Below are 2,413 nucleotides of genomic sequence, written 5' to 3' on the forward strand. Positions count from 1 at the left end.
CCGTTACAGATTTTCCGCCAGCGAACCGTTGACTCTGTTATTGTAGGCAGTAGCCAGATTATTTTGAGTTTTCGTCCATTTTTCGCTCCCCGGTTCGCGATTATTTAAAACTATTTGATAACCAGTAATGGCAATTTCAATATTGTCCGCTCTATTACCGCTGGGAAACTCACTAATATGATCACTTAAATTTTCCATTAGACCGATAATTGAGCTAATTGTTTGTGAGTTTTCGCCGACAATTAACTTCTGAGATACTTGCTGTAAAATCTCGGCAAAACGGGCATTGAGGAGATGTTGCCGTCGATCGAGCATGGGGTAAATTACTGCAATATCGCTATTACTGTCTTGTTCGGCTTGCAATAATTCTAGGAAAAAGTTTGCATACTCTTGGAAATTTTCACCGGCGGAGTTCTTGTTATCTCCATCATCGTTACTGTCGATCAATTGCCATAGCTGACTGGCCAGATTTCGGAGGAAATTAGCACCATTATCGCCTCCTTGTTCTGCTAAGGTTGATGCTACTAACTCGCAAGTTTCCAGAAATCCGCGATCCAATAATTCTGAGTTATCTTGTAATATCTGCGGTTCTTCTCCGTTGGGGCAATTCAGCAGGGTGTGAATTAATTGCAGATAGGCTTGGGCGCGGTTTTCTTCCATTGTGGGGAGTTGTGAATAACACCGGGATTTATTTTAGCATGATTAGTGGGTGGTCAGAAACCTGGTTTTTTCGAGAAGTGTTTGTTACTGTGGGCAAAAATGCTAGAAAACCTGGTTTCTGGGGGATTTTAACCGCAGATGTCGGCGGATGTACGCTGATGGACGCAGATGATTTAGTTTTGTCTTGGACTTATGGGTTTGTGGAAACCTGGTTTTTTCCAGAAGTGTTTGTTAGTGTGGGCAAAAATGCTAATAAACCTGGTTTCTGGGGAATTTTAACTGCACGGCTGGTCATAAACCTGGCTTTTATGAGAATACTTGGTTACAGTGCGAAGAGATGGGAAAAAACCCGGTTTATGAAGGTTTTTAACCGCCGATTTTCCTGCTAACGCCTAGATAATGCTACCTTTGGCATTAATCTATCGAAAATTTGCTCGATCGCAATTACTGTCCAATCAATATCAGCTTCTGTGGTTTCTCGTCCTAGAGTTAAGCGAATTCCACCAACTGCGCCGATTTCGTCATATCCCATTGCTAATAATATCGGACTGGGAGTTAGTTTGCCACTGCTACAAGCTGAACCGGAACTAATGCCAATTCCTGCTAAGTTTAGCTGCCGCACCAGAGTTTTGCCTGTGATTCGCCCTGTATCTCTCTTTTGGTAAGGGCGGGAGGAGGGGGAGACGATGCAAAAACTGACGTGGTGCGGCAGCCGACAATATCGATCGCCTGTTGGTACTAAACTGGGTACGTGGGATAATCGGTCAAAAAGCCGATCGCGCAATCCAATTAACCTCGGCGTTTCCACATCTATTTCCTGCAATGCTAACTCCGCCGCCACCCCAAAACCGACAATTGTCGGCAGCGCTTGTGTCCCGGAACGTAGTTTCAATTCTTGGCCACCACCGCCTAACATTGGCACTAATTCTACTCCCGGACGCACGTAAAGCGCGCCTGCACCTTGTGGCCCGTAAAGTTTGTGACTGGAAAGGGAAAGCAAGTCTACGGGCAGTTTCTGCACGTCTACTTGCAGCTTGCCGGCAACTTGAACTGCATCGGTATGAAACATGATATTGCGATCGCGCGCAATTTGTCCTAAGGCTTCTATTGGTTGCAGCGTCCCAACTTCGCTTTGTCCGTAAATGATTGAAATTAACACTGTATTCGATCGCAGCGACTCTTGCAAATCCAAAGGGTGAATTCGCCCAAATTTATCCACCGGTAGGCGCGTCACTTCCCATCCCAACTGTTCGAGTTGTCGCGCCGGTTCTGCTACTGCGGAATGCTCTACGCTTGAGATAATAATATGCTGCGGCTTTGTATAAAGACGGGTAATTCCCATAATTGCCAAATTGTCCGCTTCAGTGCCCCCACTCGTGAAAATTATCGATTCCGGTAGCGCGTTAATTAAGCTAGCAACCTGCATTCTTGCTAATTCTAAAGCTGTCGCCGCCCTTTGTCCCCACTCGTGCAAACTGGAAGGATTCCCCCACTGCTGAGTGAGGGCTTTTTGCATGGCTTGAATCGCTTCTGGCCGTGCGGGTGTTGTGGCGCTATAGTCGAGGTAAATTTGCATGATTTCAAATAACTAATAACTAATGACTGATGACTGATACCAATTTTATATGAGGCTGCATAGAATCTGATCCCCCCTAACCCCCCGCGGGAGGGGGGGACAAGAGCTTGGTCAAAGTCCCCCTTATTAAGGGGGATTTAGGGGGATCGAAATATATGCAACTTCACATTAAATTGG

3 protein-coding genes are annotated in these 2,413 nt (G+C 45.8%); 1 reads left to right on the forward strand and 2 read right to left on the reverse strand.

Annotation, left to right across the window (positions count from 1 at the left end):
• Window positions 1–3 precede the first annotated feature (3 nt).
• Entirely contained in the window at window positions 4–660 is a 657-nt protein-coding gene (locus ACUVJL_RS29210; protein ID WP_445249049.1) for a hypothetical protein, read from the reverse strand.
• Window positions 661–698: 38 nt separating this feature from the next.
• Here ACUVJL_RS29210 and ACUVJL_RS29215 point away from each other — a divergent pair, with 38 nt between their 5' ends.
• Window positions 699–1,049 carry a hypothetical protein gene (locus ACUVJL_RS29215; protein WP_445249050.1) on the forward strand — a complete coding sequence of 117 codons (351 nt, stop codon included), beginning with the start codon at window positions 699–701 and terminating at the stop codon, window positions 1,047–1,049.
• Here ACUVJL_RS29215 and ACUVJL_RS29220 read toward each other — a convergent pair.
• A complete protein-coding gene (locus tag ACUVJL_RS29220; protein WP_445249051.1) occupies window positions 1,046–2,236 on the reverse strand; it encodes a cysteine desulfurase family protein in 1,191 nt (396 codons plus the stop codon). The genes ACUVJL_RS29215 and ACUVJL_RS29220 overlap by 4 nt on opposite strands.
• Window positions 2,237–2,413: the final 177 nt, after the last annotated feature.

It is taken from the genome of Microcoleus sp. OTE_8_concoct_300 (assembly GCF_031383065.1).
GTDB lineage: Bacteria > Cyanobacteriota > Cyanobacteriia > Cyanobacteriales > Microcoleaceae > Microcoleus.

Excerpts from the sequence above, each read along its gene's own strand:
- ACUVJL_RS29210 (WP_445249049.1), bottom strand. The coding sequence starts at position 660 with ATGGAAGAAAACCGCGCCCAAGCCTATCTGCAATTAATTCACACCCTG.
- ACUVJL_RS29215 (WP_445249050.1), top strand. The coding sequence starts at position 699 with ATGATTAGTGGGTGGTCAGAAACCTGGTTTTTTCGAGAAGTGTTTGTT.
- ACUVJL_RS29220 (WP_445249051.1), bottom strand. The coding sequence starts at position 2,236 with ATGCAAATTTACCTCGACTATAGCGCCACAACACCCGCACGGCCAGAA.